This is a genomic window from Ascidiimonas aurantiaca (assembly GCF_037646345.1).
In the GTDB taxonomy this organism is placed as follows: domain Bacteria; phylum Bacteroidota; class Bacteroidia; order Flavobacteriales; family Flavobacteriaceae; genus Ascidiimonas; species Ascidiimonas aurantiaca.
In genome coordinates this window covers 258271-281896 of record NZ_JBBEWR010000001.1, presented here as the reverse complement: position 1 = coordinate 281896, position 23626 = coordinate 258271, and the positions used below count along the sequence as shown (strand labels likewise).

The window sequence follows — 23626 nt, the reverse complement described above, 5'->3', positions numbered from 1 at the left end:
AATTCGTGAAAATATTCATATAATTACACTTTTTATTTACTCTCTAAAAAAGTATTAATCCTGGTTTAAACTAACAAATATCATTTTGAGAAATAAAATATTTATTTCTTTTTGTAAAAAACTTTGAAAAATGAAGAGAAAAATTTTTATAACAGTATTAATGATCGGAGCTAGTTTTAATATTACAGCACAAGAAAAAATTTTAACAGGAGATAGTGGTAAAAGCGATTTTGTTTATAAAAACGGTAATGTCGGCATTGGAACTAATGATCCTATTTCAAAGCTATATGTTAGAAACGGAGGGCAGCACTTAGCATTTTTAGAGGGCAGTAATACCAGTGGTTATGTACTAAGTATAGGGGTCAATGATGATGGAGTAAATATTGTGAATAACTCTATTATCAGAGGGTTTAATTTCCGAAACGCTAATGGAAACTTATTAAAAATTTCACATACGGGAGATGCTGCTGTATATGGCAAATTCGAAGCAAAAGAAGTTAAAGTAAGTCTTACTCCTACCGCCGATTTTGTATTTGAGAATGATTATAACTTACCTACTCTTGAATTTATTGAAAATTATATAAAAGAAAAAAAGCATTTACCAGAGATTGCTTCCGCTAAGGAAATGGAAAAAAACGGAGTGAATATAGGAACATTTCAAATACAATTACTCCAGAAAATAGAAGAGCTAACTCTTTACACCATACAACAGGAAAAGAAAATTAAAGAACAGGCTCAAAAAATTGAAGATCTAGAATCTTTAAATAACAAACTTCTTGAATTACAATCAAGGCTGGAAAAACTGGAATCTGAAAAATAAAAAGCTTATAAACCATATATAATAAAACGTAGTTGCCCTTCGGGAGAGACAAGGTTTGTTATGTTTACGGATGTATCCCCGTTTGCGAAAATCTGATTAATTGATTAACTAATCGTTATAGAATACACACAGGGTTTTTCTGAAACAGTGTAACAATTCGCGACTTATTTCGTCATTCAGAAAACCTGTAAGCTGAATGGGAGAAATATACAAGACATTATGAAATCAATTTACTTACCCTGTATATTTGTGCTATTTTTTAGCGACCTGATAGCTCAAAACTCCAAATCTGTTGAAAGCAATATTCAACAAAATGTGAGTAATTGGCTCGTTGAGGCAAAATTGCCAGGAATAGCTATTGCTAAAATCACAAATGGTAAGATCACTCAAATAATTCTTGAAGGAACGGATGCTAAGGGTAATAAAATAACATCTTCAACGCTATTTGACGTAGCATCGTTAACCAAAACCATAACTACCTTAGTTACCCTTAAGTTATATGAAAAAAAAGATTTTAATATAGACGAACCACTTTATAAATACTGGATTGACCCAGATATACAAGAAGATACGAGACACAGAAAGTTGACCTCAAGACTTATTTTAAGCCACAGGAGCGGGTTTAAAAACTGGAGATATATGAATGATGACAAAAAACTGTCGTTTGATTTTGAACCCGGAGAGAAGTTTCAGTATTCTGGAGAAGGGTTTGAATATTTACGAAATGCCTTAGAACATAAATTTGACACCTCGTTAGAAAGGTTGGTGGACTCACTTGTGTTCAAACCTATTGGAATGGTAAATAGCTCTCTGGTCTGGAACAGAAAGATGGAGAAGCTTGATTTTGCAGGCTCTCACAACAAAGAGGGTGAAATGTATGATTATGAAAAAACTTCTGAAGCCAATGCAGCAGATAATTTACTGACAACTTTGACAGATTTCAGCAAACTCACAATAGCGTTGCTCAATAATTCCTATCTTGACAATTCGCTTTTTGAAGAAATGAGTAAACCGCATTCTAAGGTTCGTGAAGGTATTAGTTTTGGTTTAGGGTGGATTATATTTCAAGACTTACCTAATGAAGAATACGCACTATTTAATGCAGGTAGTGATAAAGGCGTCAATTCATTAATTGTTCTTTTACCTGAGTCAAAAAGAGGTTTAGTAGTGCTAACTAATGGAGATACTGGAAGAGGTATTGCAATGAAAGCTGTCAAATTATTCTTAACTGATACCGGAAATGAGATTTTAAAACGGTTTTAATTTTAAATCGGATTTTAGACATATCAATTAACAAACTGTAAACATCACCTTATATAACATAATATGACCGGCAAAGACTTCATCTAAAAGCAGGAGTTTAGCTGCATAAATAACTGCCAGATTTTAGTTATTGACTCTGAAGTTTCAGGAGGAGAGAATGCGCTTCAAATGTACACCTATAAATCTGATAGCCTATTATCTAAAATGGAGAAATAAACGAACTGAAAATAAAATCCGGAGTTCGAGCAATAGCCAACCCAATAGCAGGAAACATAGAGTTTTTTATCGATAATTTTTTATTAAACGTAGAATAGAAGCTTACTACCCTAATACATAAAAAGTTATTCAAAGAAAAGGATATAATAAATTATTGAACTAACCCAATTGAGTTAATGTGTAAACTAAATACAACACTCCACCTGGCTTCAGGTTTTTATAAGAATAGGTTAGAGTGCATTTACCCTTTCTGTTTGCAAAACTTCATTATTTGCCATTGGTATGCACAAAACCCAGTTGCTAAAAAATCAAAGATTTTTTCTAAAGTAAATTCTCATTTTTTGCCCTGCACTCCTGTGAAGCGTTGAACTAAATGGTTCAAAACCTTATGAGTACAGCCAAAGCACGGTATCGGGCAAAACCTACACAAACATAGTCGCTTAAACACCATTTAGAAACACCCTACCTGTCTTGTTAATTTTATGTAACTTCGTTGCCGCTAATTTTCAAGACAGAAAGTTACTACGTTTAGCAACTTGTTGTAGCTACTTAAAAAATGGAGCCCAGAGACCATTAAAAACGGGGTGAAACCGAAAAACCTTAAGAGTAGGAATTATAAATATTAAAAAAATGAAAATTAAAAACTTACTAATTTTAGTACTAGCATTGGGTCTATTATCTGGCTGTTCTTTTCGACTTGTAGATTTTACAGTGATTAGCTCAAAAAACGTTAGTTTGGATATTGACAGGGCTGAAGGAAAGAAAGTGGAAGGAAAAAAATCCTATTTTTTAGGTATCGGTTGGAACATAAAAGACGCTATGGATGAAGCTCTGGAAAAAGCCGGACCTGAATACGATTTACTCGTTGACGGCGTGGTTAGATATGGTAGCTATCCTTTCGTTGCTTCTGTTACAGTCGAGGGAACAGCAGTGAGTTCAAAAGATATGAAAAATAAGTTAGGTGAAACCGGATTCAAAGATTGGTTGAATGGAAAAAAACTAACTTATGATAAACAAACTGAAGTAGTATATACTGAAAAGAAGAAATAACACAACCAGCCACAACAAAGTATAGTTAAGAGCTAAAATAAAGTTTTAGACCTTTTCTGCCATCTTTGTTTTTCAACTAAAAAATATAGCATTTTTTACTTCGCTATTTTACAAATACAAAAATGTTGGAGTGCATTCACCCTTTGGGTGTGCAAGATCTCTTTATTTGCCATTGGCTGACACAAAACCCAGCTACTAAAAAATCTTTGATTTTTCCCAAAGCAAATGCTTGATCTTTGCCCTGCACTCCAACAAAGCAATAAACCCCAATGAATACACCCAAAGCGCGGTATCGGGCAAAACCTACCGACGGTATGGCCACTTAAAACCATCTAAAAACGTCCTACCTATCCTATAAATTTTCACATAAATTCGTTCCACTAATTTAAAGGAAAGAACCTTACTGCGCTTAGTGTTGCATCACTCATGATTTTGAAAATTTACCAAAATTTGGTGCTTTACCCAAAACCAAGGGAAAGGTTAATGGCTGGATTCAAGTTAACGAACAAAACAGTAGCCGATTTAAACAGAGCTTGGGAATATAAGGAGGAAAAATCGTTAGAGAAGCTAGCTGACAAATATTACAGAGAATTTACAGAATACCGAAAATGGATTGCCGAAAAACCAACATTCATAAAAAATACAGGCTACAAGGTGTATAATAAATTGTAATAGAATTTCCTCTCGGAAATTTCCTTTATGTTAGCTACCTTTGGTTTACGGCAGATATTTTCTGCTTCGTAAAACATGGCTAGTCTCAAAAAATCTGCAACTAATCATACACTAAACCATTGCAAGTAATTTTTTAAAACATTAAGGTAACATTTTATTGTTTTTAAATACTTGCCAATATTAACTCACAAACTTATGTACAAATGAAAAAACCCTTATTCCTTTTCTTGATCCTTACCTCCCAAATATTTTTCGCTCAACAATACTGGAGTACTAATCTGGCAGTAAAAAGTGACGGAATAACTGAAATTGGAAAATATATAGATTTTCACGAATCATCAAATGATCCGAATGATTTTTCCGTAAGGTTGTCCAGTATAGATAATATACTGAATTCATCCAGTTCATTACTAATTTCCGGAACGAATTTAGATAATAAAAACCTGTCTTATTTAGCCAATTCCAGATCCTTACTTATTGGGTGGAATCGAAATGCAGGAGATGGTGAGACGAGCTTCATTACTAATCGAGGGGCCGGATCTACAGGAGGGTTTGAATTTAGGGATATTGATAATTCCGGAAACGAAACCCTTCTATTTAAAATTGTAGGAAATGGAAATATTGGTATTGGCACGGCTAATCCCGGCTCTTGGAAATTAGCCGTAAACGGAAATATCAGAGCAAAAGAAATAAAAGTAGAAACAGGATGGCCTGACTTTGTTTTTTATGATGATTATAAGTTACCGACACTTCAAGAAGTAGAAAACCATATAAAAGAAAAAGGACATTTAAAAGATATTCCCAGCGCCAGAGAGGTGGAAGAAAACGGAATTTTGCTTGGTGAAATGGATTCTAAATTGCTTCTAAAAATAGAGGAATTAACTCTTTACACCATCCAACAGGAAAAGAAAATCCAAAAACTGGAAAGAGAAAATAAAGAACTAAAGTCTTTATCTGACAGACTAACAGAAATCGAGAAATTATTCAAATCAAAACAATAAAAAGCTTATAAAACTACAATAATGAAAAAAATAATGTTTTCGATTGCCCTGTTTGTAATTACTTTTGGAGTGAATTCACAAAATCAAACTATTGGAGTAAATTACTCTTTTGGTTTTAATCCCGATAATGACAATTTTACGTATAACGGAGCCTCTTTAGGAAATTATGCTTTAGGCTGGTATTCGGGTACGAGTAGTGCTGAAGCAAGATTATCAGGTTACGGAGGGATTAAGCTTTTTACAAATAAGAACCCCAGATTAACAATATCTATTAATGGTAATATAGGTATAGGAACCATTAATCCCTTAAGCAAACTCCATTTATATAGTAATGATTCAAATGTATCTTCAGACGCAGGGTTGACCGTCGAACAAAATGGTTCTGGAGATGCTCAGGTGCAATATCTTTTAACCGGTGTTCAAAGATGGGTTACCGGAATTGACAATTCTGATGGGAATAAGTTTGTCATTGGGAGGGGAACTAATTGGGTTCAAGGTAGAGATTTGATTATAACTGATAGTGGAAATATTGGAATTGGCACTTCAAACCCTGATATGAAATTAACCGTAAAAGGAAACATTCACGCAGAAGAGGTTAAAATTGACCTTAATGTGCCTGCCCCCGATTATGTTTTTAAAAAAGACTATAAGCTTAGAAGCATAGAAGCACTCGAAAAGTTTATTGAAGAGAATCATCATCTGCCTGAAATACCTTCTGCCAAAGAATTTGAACAAAACGGAATACTCCAGGCTAAAATGGATATGGATCTTCTTAAAAAAATAGAGGAATTGACACTTTATATTATCGCTCAACAAAAAGAAATAGAAAGACTGAAGTCTATGGAAAAGAGACTGACTGAAGTTGAAAAGTTACTTGAATTAGAAAATAGAACACTCTATAACAACAAACATAATTAATAACGATTTCTATTGTAAACACAAGAGTAAAAGTACCCGAAAAAAGTATATTTTAAACCGAAAGCAAATGTAAGTACTTCTTAATGAGCCACGGCTAAAAATAAAATAATAACCATAATTTTAAAGTAATGAAAAAAAATATTCTTATCTCGCTCTTTTTAAGTCTTACATATAGCGTAAATGCCCAACAATGGAACCCCAATGGAGACAATACCACTTCTGGGGCTGTAATAACTCAAAACCCAAACAATACGGCGGCAAATTCTGCCTTTTCCTGGTATAACAATACAGCTAGAATTCGAATTGGAGGAACTGGAAATGGTATTGAAAACGGATTTCTAATTCAGGGAGTTGGTGAGAAAAAGCTTTTCGAAGTTAATGATGGTTTTGCAAGAGTATTCAACCCAAATAATAGAGAAGCCAATATTACCCTTTCCTGGCTTAATAATATCGCCCGGCTCAGGATTGGCGGATCTGGTATAGGGGCCGAGAACGGGTTTGAAATTCAATCAACCAACGAGAAGAAATTATTGAAACTAACACATAGTGGGAATCTGGCTATTTATGGAAAAATAGAAGCAAAAGAAGTTAAAGTAAGTCTTACTCCTACCGCCGATTTTGTATTTGAGAACAATTATAACTTACCTACTCTTGAATTTATTGAAAATTATATAAAAGAAAAAAAGCATTTACCAGAGATTGCTTCCGCTAAGGAAATGGAAAAAAACGGAGTGAATATAGGAACATTTCAAATACAATTACTCCAGAAAATAGAAGAGCTAACTCTTTACACCATACAACAGGAAAAGAAAATTAAAGAACAGGCTCAAAAAATTGAAGATCTAGAATCTTTAAATAACAAACTTCTTGAATTACAATCAAGGCTGGAAAAACTGGAATCTGAAAAATAAAAAGTTTATAATCGATTGTATAATGCAAATAAAAAACAGTGATATTACCAATATTGATAAAATATTTGAACTTTACGATTTTGCAACAAAAATGCAAAAATCCAAATCTGTTGTGCCCTGGCCAAAATTTGACAGAAATCTCATTGAATTGGAAATACTCGAAAAACGGCAGTGGAAAATGGTAGATGGAGACCAAATAGCCTGTGTATGGGCCATTACAGATGATGACCCGTTAATATGGGGAGAAAAAAATAATGAGCCTGCAATATATATACATCGAATTTCTACCCATCCTGATTTTAGGGGACAGAGTTTAGTAAAAGTCATTGCCGAATGGTCCGGAAATTATGCGAAAAAAAACAATAAAAAATATGTGCGTATGGATACTGTAGGTGAAAACGTCGGGCTTATAAATCATTATACAAAATGCGGATTTGATTTTCTGGGGCTCTCTAAACTAAAAAACACCGGGGGGCTACCGTCGCATTATCACAATGCTACTGTCAGTCTTTTTCAATTAACGGTTTGAGATAGATTGCAAATCATTATGTATGGTGTTTATTATTAACAAAATACGAATGTAAAACCCGTAACAAACGCCTATACAAAACCATTAGCTGTAAACTAAAAAAAATTAAGTATAAAATGAAGAAACTATTAATCCTTCTAGGACTTGTTACCGGAATGAACTTAAATCTCCCTGCTCAGGAAATCATTTTAAGTAAGGCCTAATTAGAAAATATATTATGCAAAAAATGGGAAGTTGATTATGCCATTGTTGATGGAATGAGAATTAATCAAATACTTAATACGGCGCGTTATGATCTCAAATTTCAACCTGATGGTAAATATGACCTAATTTCAAAAAATGGCAATGCCGAGAGCGGGATATGGATTTATGACACAAATAATAAATTTATTGAGCTTTTATTCTAAGGAAAAGTCGTTTCTCGCATAAAGTCAATTAACAAAACAAAATTGATTTTGACACTTGTTTCAGAAAAAAATAATCCTTCAGGAATCGATGATATAACTGTGTATTTTAAGCCATATTGATTTTATCTTTTATACCAAAAATCAATACCTAGTAACATCATAAAACCATTCTGAGTAGCCTACCTTACCATTTATGGTAATCCCTTCACAAATAAGCACCATTTTACCGGTAACATCGCTATTAAAAAAAGTGGTTTTCGTCTTACCGCTACGATCGGTAATGATATCGGGTTTCCAATACAATAGTGTTCGTCTGTCAGGAACATTCCAGTCTATTTTTGAAGGGTCATGGTATGGAGGAACATAATATTCGCGTAAGGGAGAATACTGAGGAGCTGTTTCATTTAACATGTTAGTTCTGTTAGGGAAAGCACCATACAGCCCCTTACCCGAATATGTATAAATAGCTAATATGGCCGGAAATGGCGGAGGTGAACACAGGCCACAATTAAAAACATCCCGAAAATACTTGTTGGCCGTCGGGGCATTTCGTATAATCTCGGTACTTTTTATACCTCTCAGGGGAATATCGCCAATATGTCTATAATCCTGTATATCTACCGGAATACCGTCTATTACCACATACGTGAAATCGGCCCCATGTACACTTGCCATTTCAAGCTGTCCGTTCCTACCCACACGTTTAATTTCCAATTCTTCCGGATAATTGTACAAAAGCCATGAATAAAGTCGGCCTGTCCAGTTTTTTTCTTTCTTTTTTAATTCTCTATTGTCGATAACCACATCTGGCATACCATGCTGGTCAACCATTTGAGCACGTTCTGGGGTAAGATTATAATCACTTACTACTACTTCATTAAGTACTATGGTATTGGGCAACAGGAAAGGATCATATCGTATATCATCTTGCATTTTTTGTATTATTTTATTTTGAATAACACTATCTACGGGTACAATAATTTTTTCTGTTTTATATGCTATCTCGGGTATTTTTCGTCTTTTAATATTAACTTTAAAACTACTGCTTTTATTCTTTGTATCTGATGGTTGTATCACAAACTTTTGACCATTTCCATAACTGTCTCTCAAAGCAAACTTAAAATACCCGGTACTGTCTATATCCTGTGTATAAACCTCCAAGGGCTCCCCCATCATTAACATATTTATAGAATACGTATTATTCTTTAACCGTTTTCTTTTACTCACCTTATACATCCCTCCCACGGTACCTGTTACCTCCAGTCCTTTTTCAGCCTGAAAAAATTTTAACTGCCTCTTCGGTCTGTATTTATAATTGGTCCACCCCTGGGTCAGCATAAGGTAATCCAAATCGGCCAGGTGGTTGTTATTATCAAAATAGTATGACGGATTTTCTACAGTTCCCTTAACATCTGATTGTAGCAGAAAATAGGATACAATAGTATTTCTCCTCAAATTGGTGCCGTAAAAATAACTGGAATCGACTGCCATAACAGAAACTGAACTGGATATAGGTTGGCCGTTATACTCTGTTGTTATTGAGACCTGTACACTATCCCGAATGGAATACTCTTTGCTATCTGTTCCAATTTTAATGTGCAGTCTTTCCTCTTTCAATTCATTAAAAAAATGACGTTCGGCAACAGGTCTGTAATTTTTGTCATATACGGTGAGCCCTACAACCCCATGTGGCAGATCTTTATTCTGAAATCTATACACAAAGAGGCCGTTTTTAAATCTTGATTTTAAGAAGTACAGGTTTTTGCCTCGGTGGTACAGCTTCACAAAAACGCTATCAGAGTTTTTTATTTTATTCTTAACTCGTAGCTCCTTATACGATTTATTGTGACCTAAACTGAGTACTACACCTGCTGTTTTGGGTTTGGGTAATTCAAATTTGAAGGTATTTCCATTTTTTGTGGTTATTACTCCGTAATAGGTTTTTCCTGCTTCCGGTAACAGGCTCACTTGGCCCATACCTAAAATATTGCTTTCAAATTCAACCACTTTATTTTGGTTGTTATCTTCAATAATTCCCTGAACTTTAGCACCTTTTGACCTGTAATCTAAATATTTAAAACCAACAACACTCTCTAATCCTTCTACCAAAGCACCCCCTTCCGGAAAAAACTGCAATGTACCGTGTTCCTCATCCAGTACTATTGATTTTTTGAACAACTTATTCTGCGTTTTCAACTGGTAATTAATAATCTGTACGTTTAAGGGTACGGCATGCTTTATAGCTGTATTAAACTTCTTCCCGGTCTTTATGAGTATAGAATCTGTGCTGTCTTTCCAATTTATATATAACATGGCATTCCCTTTATGAAGACTGTCTAATACCATTGGAAAAATCACAGACGAAACCGAAAACGCATTTGTTGCCAGATCCTTTGTAAAAACAATATCCTGTATTGGGTTAGTTTCGTCAGGACTTCGTTGTAATTTATATATGTTTACAGGTACTGAAGTAATAAAATCCGGGCCAAAATTTTTGTTCCATTCTGTATATGCTCTTATGATATATTTTCCCTCTGTATAACTGGAATGTAATTGAAAAAAGCTATCAGCAATACCGGTGCTGATTTTTAAGAGCTTTCTGTCCACAATACGTTTATTCAAAGGGTCAATAAGCTCTACATGCAGTATGGCACTTTTTGTTGTTGGCATATGATTAACCGCATTGGTTACCAAGGCTTTAAACCAAATGGTTTCTGATGTATTGAAAGAAGTCCCGCTAAGTTGCAGGTATATTTTTTCGGCTGCTACCGAATTCGCGAATATCTGATCCTCATTTTCCAAAGGATTTTGCGCATAACTACAGTGTATATAAAGTAACAGACAAACTATGGAGATACCATGTGTACGCATACTATTAAGGAGCTTGTTTATAAAAATACACAAAAAGGTATATTTCAAAGGGATGTAAACACAATAAAATGCATATACTATCTGGTTGTAGAATCGATAAACTGAAACTCAATAAAGGACCTGGTTCCTGCTTTTGCAGTTGCCTTGTTTTTTTCTTGCGAGATAAATAATCAATCCCACTTAACAATAAAAACGAATGACAGTCAAATTGATCTTCCGACTATTATGGGTGTAATCAGTAATGAAATCATTAAAAAAATATGAGGTTGCCATGTTAAAATAACATCTTCTGCTCAATACCTTTTTTTGGTGACAAGCCGTTCATTTTTTTAATAACAGGGATAGAAATATTAAAATCATGACCCCCATCATAATACACTTTATGGCTCACATTTTCGTATCTTTGCCCTGCCTTTTTCACAGGCGATTGCTATAAAGAAAATTAACAACACTAAAAGCGTAATTTATGAATGTATCTTCTCCTATTGCCCGTCTTCGCATCATTGCTATATTGGAAGGTATTAGCTATTTGCTTCTCGGAATTACTATGCCCCTTAAGTATTTTTATCAACTACCTGAGCCTAATTTTTATGTAGGGCTTGCACACGGTGTTCTATTCATGTTGTATATTGTACTTTGCCTGCAATGTGCACTGTTGTACAAATGGCCCTGGCATATTACATTTTGGGCTTTTATAGCCTCTGTGATTCCATTTGGGACTTTTGTAGCAGATGCCCGTATTTTTAAAAAACAAACTTATTCTGTACGTATATCATAAACAAAAAAATAAAGAACACCTGTTTCTACAGGTGCTCTTAAACTGGCACTACTTTTTACTATATCTGTATAAGCTATTTAAAATACCCGCTAGATTATACTTTTTCGTATGCGCAGATGATTATACGGATCTTTAGAATATTTCTCTTTGATTTTAATAAGATCTTTATAGCTTTCTGCAAAATAGGTTTTGGTAGGTATCGAGCTATCTTTAAAACTAATAAAAGATCCTGAAGTGTTTGGAATATCAAAATCCCGGGCTACCTGCATCCAGTCTAAAGCCCTATTGGTTCTTACATACACATAGTTATCCTGCAATTCTTCTTTTTGTGCTGTGGTTTCGTTCCACCACGTTTGATATTGTATAGTGTATAATTTGTCTTTATAGGGGAACGCACTATTAGTGCCATTAGGGTTTTCTCTATAGTAATTTCCTGTTATGGCTCCTAAGGTAACATATGTAAAAAGGCCCAGGTCACGATTTCCTTCAAACAGTAAATCAGAGATAAGGCTCCTTATTAAGGCTCTGTGTCCTGACTCACCGAGGCCCTGTTTTTCAACCAGTCTGCTGGTTATTTTATGTGGTGCAGGGTCATCGTAATCAGGGGGCAGTGGTTTTCCTTCTGCCAGTAAGTTAAGAAACCGGGGAGGAAGCTTAACATTCTCCCCCATTCTATGACGGTTTTCTAATATTTTGTTATGAGATTCTCTTGCCCAATTACTCATAAGATAGTCTCCAAACGCTTCCTTTGTATCTGTACCAGTGCCTCCATGATGTGGATCTATTTCCAGGTCATATTGTGGAACATCGGCAAACCAATTGTTAATAAATGTCTTTAAAGACTTCTCGTTACCTTCCCAATACCCATACATCACACAGTTTTGGCTAATAGAATCTACATTGGTTTCTGCTAACGAAGCAGGTAATGCATTGATCATAAGGTTGGTACCTATGAGCTTTGGAGTATCAGGGCTGTTAATCACATTTTCCCAGGCTTTTAATACTTTAATAGTAGGGTACACGGCTTTGGGCTGATCGCCTATCCCTTTTGGATACGGGTTCCAGGTAAGCTGAAAACGTATAAGTTCTTCGGGTAATTCAAAAGTCTGTATCCTGAACTCGGTAACCAAGCCGTAACTCATACCACCACCGCCTTTTAGGGCCCATAACAGATCTGGCACTTTATTTCCCTGAACATCTACCGATATTCGTTCTCCATTACCAAGAACGATATTGGCACCTACCAGCCATTCACAACACATTCCTTTTTTACGGGTCCAGGGACCCCAGCCACCACCCATGGTAAATCCGGCAATACCTACCGTGGCACAAGTGCCATGAGGTAACATTACATCTTCGTTGGCAAGCTCGGTAGTAAGCTTTCGAAAAATATTTCCCGGCCCAATACTGGCTATTTTGGTTTTGGGATCCACATGTACCCAATCCATTTGAGAAACGTCTATTAAAATGGTATTGGTACCGGTACACTCTCCTTCATGGTCGTGCCCTCCTGCCCTTATACGAACCTCAAAATTAAATGAAATTGCCAATCTGTAAGTATTTTGAACGTCTCTCTCGGTTCTACAATATACGATTACCCAGGGCCTGGCCTGAATACGGCGGTTAAATATCTGGCAAAACTCTGTATAGGATACTTGTGCCTCCCAGTCGCCCGTACCCGTTTTTATTTGTTTATGTGGGTCTGACAATTCTTTTTCAAGCAATTTTAGAAAACGAGACATGATATCTACGGAAACTACGGATGAAATGGTATCTGAACTCATAGTGTTTGAATTAATTAAAGTTTGGAATAAAATCTTGCCAATAGAGGAGAAATAGTTTGTATAAATATCTTTACTCTATAATGTTATAAATATATTAAAAGAATTTTCTTTCAGCAAAAGTAATATTTATAATTATTTTATAGATCCGTATATGTTTTTAAAGATCTGCTCATTTCCTAAAATATATTCAGGGATCTAGTATTTGTGGATAATTGTAAAAATACTGTTGGCAGCTAAACTGAAGGTTTTTTTCTTTTAGTGAATATGCTATGATATAAGGAAACTATGCAGATAAATGAGAAACATTTAAAGTATGTACTCTGGTAAAAATCTTCGCATGTTGTAAAAAAACAATTGGGACATAAAGCTGAAAAAATGCAAGGTAAATTTATAACCCGGATTTATGATCTTAACCCACTCCCTTCATAGTGAGCAAAGTAGTACCCCAAACAAGAATAGAAGAAAGAAAGATACCTATGGCGTTAGCGGTAAATGCTTTGTGCTTTTCTATTTTAAATAACCAGGCGGCTATACTGCCGGCATATACACCTGTACCGGGCAAAGGGATCATTACAAAAATCATTAACCCTAAAAAACCGTATTTCTGGATCTTGCCGCCTGAGCCTGTTTTAGCTCTTCTCGCTACATAAATAGCGGCTTTTTTATAGTAATACCAACGTAACAAATACCTGTTTACTTTATCAAGAAAAAATAGCATCATTGGAAAAACTAAAAGGTTAGCAAGAAAACATAAAATGAAGACCAAATAAATATCAAGGCCACTTAAAAGGCCATACGGAATACCCACTTTGCCTTCTCCCAAAGGCGAAATAGTCCATAACACCATGAATAGTATATCCCTGATCATCCCATTCGTGTTTATAAGGATCAAAACTACTATTCCCTAAGCAGTAGTGCACTATAATTAATCACAAAAAAATATTAAAAAAAACATAAAATTGAGTATTTACCATATTAGGAACTAAAATCTATGCTCATTAATTGTTCTTTTTACAGACAGAAAAATAGTAACTATAAAAAATGAAAAACGGGCTTAAGCCCGTTTTTCATTTTTTAATTTCTAACTAACCATGACACTTGGTCTGGCCACCTGTAAAGCATACTACAGGCCCCATAGATACCCAGCCACAATCTGCATCCATAGAAGGGGGATAAATGGTACCCATTTCTTCCCAGGTAAGCAGTAAATTTCCTCCGGTTACTGATTTTTTCTGTAGTCCTGAAACAGATCTTTTGTTCAATGACAATTTAAAAGCTTTTTTCTTCATGAGTTAAATTTTTTGCTAAAAATAAGAATCAATTGCTGTTTTTTAAAAATTATTCTGTTAAAAATAAAGTAATTTAATATTAGTATATTTATGGTTTTTCCGTATTAAAATGTGAACTTTCAAGGTCACACTCAACTATTCTACAGTCAACTCATCGATTTAGATCAAAGTAGATAAAATAAATATAGTTCATAGGTTTAACAGTCTTATAGTGGTTATTTTAGTATTTTTAAGAATTATAAAAACTACTGCACTTTTTATTAAGCATAGTAGTCATTTCTCACTTATATCAATCAATCATGAAAAAAACTTTAGTATTCGTAACCGTTCTGTCGTTATTGTACGGTTGTAAAAACGGTACGAAAACCGATGAAAAAACAGCACTTGTTGAAAATTTAAAGACCTATACCATCGAACAGATGATGGACAATGAAGCCATAGGAGGCGGAAGTTTTGCTCCTGATAACTCGAAGTTGCTAATTTCCAGCAATCGTTCAGGTATCTATAATATGTACATTATTCCGGTATCGGGGGGTGAACCAATACCTGTAACAGCATCAGACAGTTCTTCTGTTTTTGCTATTTCATATTTTCCCAATGACGAACGTATGTTGTTCAGAATGGATGGAAACGGTGATGAGATCTATCATATTTACCTAAGAGATACTACCGGTACACATACAAATCTTACACCTTACGAAGGTGCAAGAAGTTTATTTTACGGGTGGGCGAAAGACGATCAAAGTTTTTTCTTCGCCTCTAACAAAAGAGATAAACGGTACATGGATCTTTACGAAATGGACCTTAACAAATTAGAGTCCACTCTGCTCTACCAAAATGAAGAAGGATACAGTGTGGGCGCACTCTCAGACGATAAAAACTATTTGGTGTTGAGTAAATCCATAAATACTAATGATAGTGATCTCTTCTTGTACGACCGAAAAAACAAAGCGCTTATTAAAATAAATGAAAACCCAAGTGCCAACAGTGGTGAAGGGTTCTCTCCCGATGGCAGCGCTTTTTATTATACCACAGATGACGGTGCCGAATTTGCCTATCTTATGAAATACAATCTTCAGGACGGTACCCGAGAAAAAGTAATGGAAAAGGAATGGGATATTTCGGGCAGTTATTTTACCGAAAACGGAAAATATAGAGTAACGTATATTAATAAAGATGCCAAAACGGTAATTGAGGTGATGGATACGGAAACCGGTAAGAACCTTGATCTTCCTGTTATCGAAAATGCCAGCATTAGCAATGTAGGTTTTTCAGAAGATGAAAAGATGATGCGTTTTTATGCCGGTGGCTCCCATACACCTTCTAACCTTTTTGTGTATAATTTGGAAACCGGGGAACAAAAACAGCTAACCAGTGTACTTAACGATGCTATAGACGGTACCCATCTGGTAACCGCAGAAGTGGTTAGATATCCTTCTTTTGACGGGCTTGAAATCCCGGCTATTTACTATAAACCACATCAGGCTTCCGAGAGTAACCCCGTACCGGCACTGGTTTGGGTACATGGTGGCCCTGGAGGACAGTCCCGGCAAAATTTCAGTCCGTTAATTCAATACCTGGTAAATCACGGTTATGCAGTACTGGCAGTTAACAATCGTGGCAGTAGCGGGTATGGTAAAACATTCTATCAAATGGATGACCTTAACCACGGTGATAAGGATCTAAGAGATTGTGTAGAAGGTAAAAACTGGCTGGCACAGCAACCTGATATTGATCCGGAAAAAATTGGTATTATTGGAGGTTCCTACGGGGGATATATGACGATGGCTGCACTTACTTATACGCCGGAAGAGTTTGATGTAGGCGTAAACATTTACGGAGTAACCAACTGGATACGTACCCTTCGTAGTATCCCGCCATGGTGGGAATCTTTTAAAGATGCCTTATATAAGGAACTGGGAGACCCCAACAGTGCAGATTCTGTACGTTTACGAAAGATCTCTCCACTTTTCCATACTGATAAGGTAACCAAACCTTTAATGGTACTGCAGGGTGCCAAGGACCCCAGAGTATTACAGGTAGAATCTGATGAGATCGTAGCCGGTGTACGAAAAAACGGGGTGCCGGTAGAGTATGTATTATTTGAGGATGAAGGACATGGTTTTATTAAAAAGGAAAACCAGATAGAAGCTTATAGCCGTATTCTGGAATTTTTAGATATGTATCTTAAACGGGAAGGCGGCGCACCTGTAAAGGACGGTCCGGGTGAAGAAAAGATTGAAACTGAGCCCTAATGCATTAAGGTGCTTATACCCATATAATATCCCCACAGCAAATGCTTTTTGCTATGGGGATATTTTTATTAAAAGCTTTTTGTTACAAGGTCCAGTCGGTCCATCCGTCCATCCAGGTATCATTTCTACCAAATGCTCCCCGATAGGTAACACTGGTATCAAAGAACCCTCCACTATTCACACCGGTAAAACTCGCCGAGTTTGGTAAACTCGAGACCGCGTTAGGCCTTAGATCAGGTTGAATATTGTTAATACTGTTCCAGGCATTGGGGGAAAATCCAATTCTACCGGCCATAGTAAAGCTTGATACACTGCAGCTAAAAGCAGTAACAATACTGTTGTTAAGTGCCGGAGTAAGAAATGCCGAATTAAAATCAGTTCCGGTTACATCTTCCAAAGTTGCCAAACGAGCTCCCTGGCCTGGAGCCGGGATTACCACGGTGGTATTTCTTATGTCAATACGGTCATCCCTGGAAACAGAGGAAGTATTAAAGTTAGCAGCTCCCGCATCATTAATACGCAGTGCACTACCAAAGCCTAAAATCACACTATTATACAAATTTTGATCTGAATTATCTATAAAATAAATTCCGGAACTATAATTTGCATTTACAACCCCTAAACAATTATTTTGGTAAGGTCCTATGATGGTAAAATTGCTAAAATTAGCTTTGGTAAAATCACTTGATGTTTTGTAACCACTATCGTCATCTCCCTTACTTTCACTTCCATTCAATGGTGCTGCCGATAACCAGCTTCCATTTTGATCTCTTATAATTACTCCAAACTGTAGGTTTCCGCTGTAACCTAAATTTGTATCAAAATCATCATCTCCACTCCTATTTGCTATTAAGTACTTACCATTTACACTTCCTCCTATAAATGCGAAAGCGTCATCAAATGAATAAGATATCTGTATATATTCTAAAGTAGTTCCTGAACCCACTCCGGCAAGTGTCAATGAATTAAATTCGTTTTCGGCACTTATTTCATCTCCGGCATATTCAATACGCACATAGCGCATAATTCCGGAATCATCGTTATTATCAGGATTAATTGATCCAAAAAGCCCTATGTTTGCTGGTACTGGCAAACCTTCTACAGCAGCAACTCCATTAAATGTTCCCGGTACATTTGGGTCTGCTTTGGCATTCACGTGTGCTTTTCCCAATAACATTACCCCTGCCCAGTCCCCGGGTACCGGGTTAGATTTATTGGCTGTAAAAACAATAGGAGCAGTAACCGTTCCCTGAGCATCTATTTTAGCACCCCGTTCAATAATAAGAGCCCCAGGAGCAATATCACAAGCAGTCTGGTTCCTTTGGTTCCCAAGAATATGTACACCAGGTTCGATGGTAATAGTATATCCTGATAAAATACGGACATAGTTATGCAATATATAGGTATTACCCGTAGTTAAGGTTATGTTTTGATTTACAAATACATTCCCATCTGAGTCGGGTAAAAATTGATCAAAAGGGGAAGGTGCTGTGGCGTTGCAACCGATGTCTATAGGGATAGCTACAGATGAATTAACCTTATTTGAATCAAAAGTCTCTCCAACATTTTCACGCTCACAGGAGGTAGTAAATAGAATATAAAGGCAAAAAAATACGAGTAATTTTAATACATTTTTCATGTTAGCAAGTTTTGAAGTTTATTTTTAGTTATTATTATGCGTACGTATAGTAATCATAGTAAAATACTTACTATAATTCCTATATAAAAACCTATTAAAAAAGGGGTTGCGTCTTATTGGTTCCAGCTGCAGGTAATAACTAACAAATCGGAAAAGAAGAAAAGTAACAGAAAGAAAGTAAATGGCTTTTAAAAGCCATTTACAATTTACATATTATTGGCAATTTGTACCAAAACCGGTAAGACATAGAGAACCTGTTTGCCGGGTTCCACAGGTATCGGCGCAACTTTGCGTAGGTGTAGGAAACGTTGTTGGCTGATCCCATGTCCAAAGAAGATCTCCTCCCTTCAAATTAGCAGAGGTAAGGTCTGATACAGACCGTTTGTTTAATTGCAAATTCTTTAAAGCTTTTTTCTTCATAATACATTTGTTAAGTTAATTTATAATTTGTCTAAAATACTAATTATTTCAGAAAGAAAAGATTTACATTTTGTTAAAAATAGGTGATAAAAAAAGCGGGATGCCTATAGCACCCCGCTACGCATCATAACCAATGATGCCACCCAAGTAATTATAGAGAAATATGTATTGAAGGTTCTTTTTTGTTGCGCCCAGTAACTTCTATACTTAAGGCCAGACCAATACCGTCAAAAACAAGCTCAGGAGAAACGTTATTTACGCTACTTCTGTAGATGCTTCCGGTAGGTTCTCCGGTAAAGCTGGAATTTAACCAGTAAAGCTTGCCTCCCAAACGATCAAAATCCATTGATAAGGTGGCCGATACGTCTGTCGCAGTGAATTGAGTTAAAGGAGAACTACCATCAACACTACCCTTTAGGATTACATCTGAATCATCTCCAGGCTCTCCCAGATCAGCAACATACAGATCATTACCAAGAGGATCTACAGCCATACCTCCAAGTATTCTAAAGTTCTCATTACCATATACAACAGTTAAGGAATTATCGTTTCTGGAAACAGAATTGATACCAGTTTGAGCATCTACAAAGTATATACTATTGGTTATAAAGCTATAGTCCATTTCTGTTACAGTATCAGGTCCTAATGCCTGTAACACTGCAGGAGTACCTCCGTTCATACCTACTTCTTTAACTGAAGTTAAGAAATCAGTAAAACTGGTCTCTGCATAAAATACTTTCCCGGCAAGTACACTTGCTGCCAGTGCATTGATCAAACCGCTTGTTTGAAGAACCACTTGTTTGGTTGTACCATTTTTAGCATCGGCTTTTACTATTTGAGAAATAGGCTCAAAAGTAACAGGGTCTGTATCCTGTACCACATAAAATATCTCTCCGGTTAGAGGTGAAGCTGCCAAAGCAGAGATAAACCCGGTAGAAGAAACGATCCCTGTTCTGGAAGTATTTCCAAAAAGTGAGCGTCGGCCTCTAAAAATAGTAGTTCCGTTAACATCGGCTTCTACCCAGAATACGGGGAGTACCAGATTGTCAAGAATGTTCAGGCTTCCCAGAAACATTTCGGTACCTTCAACTTCTACGGTAAGAGGTCCGGAAACTGCTTCCTCAGAAAGTTGTACGGTTACTCCCTGGTTCGCATCGAAGGAAACAACGGCTGCTTCCTCTCCGTTTTGGAAAACCTTTAGTGCCTCCATAGAGTTCCCTACATCGCCTTTTATATGTAAAAAGGAACCTTTGGTAACTTCGGGAGTTACTACTTCCAGATCGCTTAATAACGGAACGGCTTCGGCCGTCGCAGCCATTTCTGCCTGGTCATCGCTACAGCTTACGAAGGTAAAGCTTCCGGCAATTATACTGAACAGGACTACAATACCTTTTCGAATGGATGTTTTTTTAGTAAAAACATTTTGTGATCTTTTCATTGTTGTGTGTTTTTAGGTTACTTAATTGTTATTGTTTGTTTTGTTTAATTTTTGTGGCACTTATTCAAAACTTGTGATTTTGGGATTTTCTGTGGTAATTTTTATTGGATATTCAGATCAAAGTAGAGGCCAAAGTTTATTCCTCTAAACAGATCTTCTATCCCTGAGCCATCCAGTGCCGCACGTTTAATGGCTCCATCGGTTTCCTGATTGATCCAGAACAGGAAACTATTTTCGATATCTATTTCAAGATCTGAAGTATCGCCCAGATCGGTCCCGCCCTCTACAAAGTTGGTAAGACTACCTGAGCCGTTAAGGTTCCCTTGAAATATTGCAGGTCCGCTGATAAAGGAACGGTTAATCACATACAGTGTACCCATGTCCGGATTAATAGCTATATTGGCCGCATCTTCAAGTCCGTCACTGCTATCATAAAGAACTTCTACTGGCGAACTTCCATCCAATGCACCCTTGAAAATAGTACCGGTAGTTACCCCTGTAAAAAAGTCCAGAGTTGTAGTACTTACATAAAATTTTTGTGTTATCGGATCTATTTTTAGGCCTCCAGGAAAAGCACCTGTTATAGTAGTTAAAACATCCAGATTCTCGGTATTCAGGTCTCCTCTGTAAATGAGCGTATTAATGGTGGGCAGGCCGGTATTAAAATCAAAACCTTCTTCGGTTACGGCTATATATACAATGTTTGCCTGGACATCCAGGGCTATATCTCTTGCTCTAAAGGTTTTAAAAGTATTAAAATCATCGTTTACACTAAAAATGATCTCCGGTGTTCCTGATCCATCTATTGACGCTTTATAAATATCATATCCATCAGAAAATCTGTTATCACCCCAGTATAAAAAGTTACGTTGCGTATCTATGGCTATACCTGATGGTTGCGGAGTGTTGTATAGGGTCTCTATTTGTACCCCTGTTTCTTGTATAATACCTCTATTGATACCACTAGCATTAGTCCAATAGGTTTCTCTTACGGTAGCAGGAGGTTCGTTTACTGTAAAGGGTACACCTACAGAAGTGCTTCCTGAACGTGTTACGGTAACTAAAACTTCGCCGGGTAATACATCGGTGGGTACTTTGACAATAATTTCCTGAAAGGTTGCATTTACAATTTCTGCTTCAACATCTTCAAAGAAAACAGTAGGCTGGTCTTCTCCGTCAATAAAATTATCTCCTGTTATGATAATCTCATCGTTTACAATACCAGATGTGGGGTTAATCATGGTAATGACCGGTGCCGGTAAAGAGGTATCTACTATAAAGTTTTGCGAAGATATCGCCTCCTGATCTCTTACGGTAACCGTAACAGGACCATTTATAGTACTGGATTCCGGAACTACTACGGTTAACTCTGTAGGAGTTGCTTTTTTCACAAGAGCATTACTAATAGAGCCTGATGTAATTGTAAAAAGTACTTCATTTCTGGAAAGATAGGTTGTATCAAAGCCCGTACCTCTAATAATGACCTCTTCTCCCACCCTGGCAGAAAGTGGTGTGATTTCTGTGATAGAGAGATCCCCTAAGGGTTCCAGATGAATATCGTCGTCATTACACGAGTACAAAAAAGATAATAGAAAGGTTTGTACAAATACAAGCCAAATGATGTTGCTGTTAAGGAAACTGTTTACTTTTTTCATAGATTTTTAACTATCTTTTCAAGGCTTTTTGGTAATTAAAAATCACCGGCCGACCTTTAACCAGCCGGTGATCTGGTAAATGATAGAAAATAAAATTATAGAGTCCAGTCGGTCCAACCGTTCATCCAGGTGTCATTTTGACCAAAAGCCCCCCGATACGTAACAGTATCAAAGAATCCTCCACTGTTCACTCCGGTAAAACTGGCAGAATTTAGTAAGCCAGAGCCCGCAGTTGGTCTTAAATCCGGTTGAATATTGTTAATTCCGTTCCAGGCGTTAGGAGAAAGCCCAACTCTGGCAGCCATTCTGAAACTAGGTACTGTGCAGCTAAAGGCTGTAACAATTTGATTATTAAGAGCCGGTGTAAGGAATGCACCGTTAAAGTTGCTTCCGGTAGCATCATCCAAAGTAGCCAGACGGCTTCCCTGGCCCGGTGCAGGAATTACAATAGTAGTGTTCCTTACATCGATCAAACTTGCTGATGAAGTAGCTGAAGTATTAAAGTTAGCTGCTCCGGCATCGTTGATACGAAGACCACTGTTAAAGCCGGTGATAACACTGTTGTAAAGATTCTGGTCTGAATCATCTCTAAAGTAGATACCAGAACTATAGTTTGCATTTACAGGCTCTCCACAATCATTTTGATACGGCCCTACGATAGTAAAATTACTAAAGTTTGCTCTTGTAAATGTGGTATTCCCGGGTATATTATCATCATCATCTCCGTTACTCTCACTACCATTAAGAGGTGCAGATGAAAGAAATGCAGCATTAGGATCACGAACAACTACTCCAAACTGAAGATTTCCCTTGTAACCCTGATCGGTATCAAAATCATCATCTCCGTTTCTGTTAGCCACCAGGTACTTACCATTAACAGTACCTCCAAAGAATTCGAAACCGTCATCTAATCCATAAGAAACCTGGATATACTCAAGTGTAGTTCCTGAACCAACGCCCCCCAGGGTAAGACCATTTAACTCATTATCAGGGCTTATTTCATCACCGGCATACTCAATACGTACATAACGCATAGTCCCTGAATTATCAGCATCATCAGTACCTCCATAAAGACCCAGGTTTGTTGCAATTGGCAATCCTTCGATTGCACCTACTCCATTTGAAGTTAACGGAACATTAGGATCTGCTGCAATATTTACTGACGCTCTTCCCAATACTACAACACCTGCCCAGTCTCCTGGTGCAGGGTTAGACTGGTTAGCAGAGAATACAATAGGAGCATTAACGGTTCCCTGAGCATCTATATCTGCCCCTCGCTCTATTACCAGTGCTCCGGGAACTACATCACAGGCAGTTTGTCCTGCCCGGTTTCCAAGAATGTGTACACCTGGCTCGATAGTAATGGTAAAACCGGACTGGATACGAACATAGTTATGAAGTATGTATGTATTACCAGTAGTTAACGTAATGTTTTGATTAACTAAGACATTACCATTCGCATCCGGTAAAAACTGGTTAAAAGGTGCAGGTGCACTGGCATTACAACCTATATCTATAGGTGTTCCTGACCCGGCATTAACCGCATTAGGGTTAAGATCCTCTCCAACATTTTCACGCTCACAAGAAGTAGTAAGCAGGAGAGATAAGCAAAAAATTCCAGATAGTTTTAATAAATTTCTCATTTTAATTTTAATGTTTTTTTAGATAGTTTTAATTTTTCATTTTTTCATCTCATAACGAGTTGCCTTC

19 protein-coding genes are annotated in these 23626 nt (G+C 36.7%); 10 read left to right on the top strand and 9 right to left on the bottom strand.

Annotated features, from left to right (window positions below; translation table 11 throughout):
- The first annotated feature begins 130 nt into the window (after positions 1-130).
- From WAO84_RS01240 to WAO84_RS01205, 8 genes are all read left to right on the top strand, one after another.
- Positions 131-820 (top strand): hypothetical protein, encoded by a 690-nt coding sequence (locus WAO84_RS01240; protein WP_340063201.1) that lies wholly within the window; start codon positions 131-133, stop codon positions 818-820.
- Positions 821-1039: 219 nt separating this feature from the next.
- The gene (locus WAO84_RS01235; RefSeq protein ID WP_340063200.1) at positions 1040-2083 is read left to right on the top strand and encodes a serine hydrolase domain-containing protein; all 1044 of its coding nucleotides are present in this window, start codon (positions 1040-1042) and stop codon (positions 2081-2083) included.
- 846 nt (positions 2084-2929) lie between these two features.
- Complete coding sequence (locus tag WAO84_RS01230) at positions 2930-3349, top strand: hypothetical protein (protein WP_340063199.1); 420 nt, start codon at positions 2930-2932, stop codon at positions 3347-3349.
- Positions 3350-3781: 432 nt separating this feature from the next.
- Complete coding sequence (locus WAO84_RS01225) at positions 3782-4021, top strand: hypothetical protein (protein ID WP_340063198.1); 240 nt, start codon at positions 3782-3784, stop codon at positions 4019-4021.
- 203 nt (positions 4022-4224) lie between these two features.
- Positions 4225-5022, top strand: a complete 798-nt coding sequence (locus tag WAO84_RS01220; protein WP_340063197.1) for a hypothetical protein — start codon at positions 4225-4227, stop codon at positions 5020-5022.
- 21 nt (positions 5023-5043) lie between these two features.
- Positions 5044-5940 (top strand): autotransporter outer membrane beta-barrel domain-containing protein, encoded by an 897-nt coding sequence (locus WAO84_RS01215; protein WP_340063196.1) that lies wholly within the window; start codon positions 5044-5046, stop codon positions 5938-5940.
- 128 nt (positions 5941-6068) lie between these two features.
- A complete protein-coding gene (locus WAO84_RS01210; protein ID WP_340063195.1) occupies positions 6069-6851 on the top strand; it encodes a hypothetical protein in 783 nt (260 codons plus the stop codon).
- A 22-nt stretch (positions 6852-6873) separates the two neighbouring features.
- Positions 6874-7380 carry a GNAT family N-acetyltransferase gene (locus tag WAO84_RS01205; RefSeq protein ID WP_340063194.1) on the top strand — a complete coding sequence of 169 codons (507 nt, stop codon included), beginning with the start codon at positions 6874-6876 and terminating at the stop codon, positions 7378-7380.
- Between the two features lie 548 nt (positions 7381-7928).
- Here the strand turns inward: WAO84_RS01205 and WAO84_RS01200 are convergent.
- Positions 7929-10658 carry a hypothetical protein gene (locus WAO84_RS01200; RefSeq protein ID WP_340063193.1) on the bottom strand — a complete coding sequence of 910 codons (2730 nt, stop codon included), beginning with the start codon at positions 10656-10658 and terminating at the stop codon, positions 7929-7931.
- Between the two features lie 466 nt (positions 10659-11124).
- On the opposite strand from WAO84_RS01200, the gene WAO84_RS01195 reads away from it, so the two are divergent.
- Positions 11125-11436 carry a DUF3817 domain-containing protein gene (locus tag WAO84_RS01195; RefSeq protein WP_340063192.1) on the top strand — a complete coding sequence of 104 codons (312 nt, stop codon included), beginning with the start codon at positions 11125-11127 and terminating at the stop codon, positions 11434-11436.
- A gap of 89 nt (positions 11437-11525) precedes the next feature.
- On the opposite strand, the gene WAO84_RS01190 is transcribed toward WAO84_RS01195, so the two are convergent.
- The 3 genes from WAO84_RS01190 to WAO84_RS01180 form a co-directional block, all read right to left on the bottom strand.
- The gene (locus WAO84_RS01190) at positions 11526-13220 is read right to left on the bottom strand and encodes an FAD-binding oxidoreductase (RefSeq protein ID WP_340063191.1); all 1695 of its coding nucleotides are present in this window, start codon (positions 13218-13220) and stop codon (positions 11526-11528) included.
- A gap of 409 nt (positions 13221-13629) precedes the next feature.
- Positions 13630-14088 (bottom strand): COG2426 family protein, encoded by a 459-nt coding sequence (locus WAO84_RS01185; RefSeq protein WP_340063190.1) that lies wholly within the window; start codon positions 14086-14088, stop codon positions 13630-13632.
- Between the two features lie 217 nt (positions 14089-14305).
- Complete coding sequence (locus WAO84_RS01180) at positions 14306-14509, bottom strand: hypothetical protein (protein ID WP_340063189.1); 204 nt, start codon at positions 14507-14509, stop codon at positions 14306-14308.
- A 299-nt stretch (positions 14510-14808) separates the two neighbouring features.
- On the opposite strand from WAO84_RS01180, the gene WAO84_RS01175 reads away from it, so the two are divergent.
- Positions 14809-16764, top strand: coding sequence for a S9 family peptidase (locus WAO84_RS01175; RefSeq protein ID WP_340063188.1), 1956 nt, complete (start codon positions 14809-14811; stop codon positions 16762-16764).
- A gap of 82 nt (positions 16765-16846) precedes the next feature.
- On the opposite strand, the gene WAO84_RS01170 is transcribed toward WAO84_RS01175, so the two are convergent.
- The 5 genes from WAO84_RS01170 to WAO84_RS01150 all read right to left on the bottom strand — a co-directional run bounded on the left by WAO84_RS01170 (position 16847) and on the right by WAO84_RS01150 (position 23559).
- The gene (locus WAO84_RS01170; protein ID WP_340063187.1) at positions 16847-18403 is read right to left on the bottom strand and encodes a hypothetical protein; all 1557 of its coding nucleotides are present in this window, start codon (positions 18401-18403) and stop codon (positions 16847-16849) included.
- A 213-nt stretch (positions 18404-18616) separates the two neighbouring features.
- Entirely contained in the window at positions 18617-18823 is a 207-nt protein-coding gene (locus tag WAO84_RS01165; RefSeq protein WP_340063186.1) for a hypothetical protein, read from the bottom strand.
- A 151-nt stretch (positions 18824-18974) separates the two neighbouring features.
- Positions 18975-20261, bottom strand: coding sequence for a hypothetical protein (locus WAO84_RS01160; protein ID WP_340063185.1), 1287 nt, complete (start codon positions 20259-20261; stop codon positions 18975-18977).
- Positions 20262-20362: 101 nt separating this feature from the next.
- Positions 20363-21916, bottom strand: a complete 1554-nt coding sequence (locus WAO84_RS01155; protein ID WP_340063184.1) for an IPT/TIG domain-containing protein — start codon at positions 21914-21916, stop codon at positions 20363-20365.
- Between the two features lie 95 nt (positions 21917-22011).
- Positions 22012-23559 carry a hypothetical protein gene (locus WAO84_RS01150; RefSeq protein WP_340063183.1) on the bottom strand — a complete coding sequence of 516 codons (1548 nt, stop codon included), beginning with the start codon at positions 23557-23559 and terminating at the stop codon, positions 22012-22014.
- Positions 23560-23626 lie beyond the last annotated feature (67 nt).